We start from the raw sequence: 1,009 nt of genomic DNA, 5'->3' as shown, positions 1-1,009 counted from the left end.
ATGACGTGTTGGCGCTCCCGGCCGTGCCATGACATGTGTCACGCCCGGCCCTGACGGCCGCACGGAAACCGATGACGCCGTAAACGGCCGTACGCTCGGCGAATCCGCGATCGTGGAGACATGACAGAAAACATCATCGACGTCCGCGATCTCCGCAGACGCTATGCCGGCGGCCCTGGCGACGGATTCGAGGCGGTCCGCGGTGTGTCCTTCGAGGTGCGCAAAGGCGAGTTGTTCGGGCTGCTTGGAACGAACGGTGCCGGCAAGACCTCGTGCCTGGAGGTCATCGAAGGGCTCGCCCCCACGAGCGGTGGGTCCGTACACATCCTGGGTCACGACCCATACGTGGACCGTGCGATCGTGCGTCCGCGGATCGGCATCATGCTCCAAGAGGGCGGGTTTCCGTCCGACCTGACGGTGACGGAGATGGCCGGCCTGTGGGCCGGGATGATGGCCGAGCATCGCCCGATAGCGGAAGCGCTTGAGCTTGTGGCCCTCAGCCAACGAGCCGATGTGAAGGTTCGCGCGCTCTCCGGTGGCGAACGGCGCCGGCTCGATTTGGCGCTCGCCGTGCTGGGCCGGCCCGACGTGCTCTTCCTGGACGAGCCCACGACCGGGCTTGACCCGCAGAGCCGTCGCGACGCCTGGGACCTCGTCCGCGACCTGCTCGATGGCGGCACCACAATCGTCCTGACCACGCACTACCTGGAGGAGGCGGAAGAGCTCGCCGATCGGATCGCGATCATGCACGAAGGCCACATCGTGGCCAGTGGGACGGCCGCCGAGATCGCGGCGGCACACCCCGGACGGATCTCGTTCGACCTCCCCGACACGCAGCTCACCGGCGACCTGCCGGAGTTCGCGGCACGGACCCGGGTGGACGGGCGGCGCGTGGTTCTGCACACCGACGATGTCCAACAGACCATGACCGACGTGCTCACCTGGGCGAACCCCCGCGGCATCGAGCTGGCTGGGCTGTCCGCGCGCCCCGGTTCGCTGGAGCAGGCTT

The 1,009-nt window shown here is 68.0% G+C and carries 1 protein-coding gene; it reads left to right on the top strand.

The annotated features are described in order from the left end of the window. Positions 1 to 120: 120 nt before the first annotated feature. The coding region (locus tag ELR45_RS34740) for an ABC transporter ATP-binding protein (protein WP_165367543.1) at positions 121 to 1,009 on the top strand (889 nt) is incomplete at its 3' end.

The organism is Phytoactinopolyspora endophytica (assembly GCF_004138495.1).
GTDB lineage: Bacteria > Actinomycetota > Actinomycetes > Jiangellales > Jiangellaceae > Phytoactinopolyspora > Phytoactinopolyspora endophytica.
This window is presented reverse-complemented; position numbering and strand designations above follow the sequence as displayed.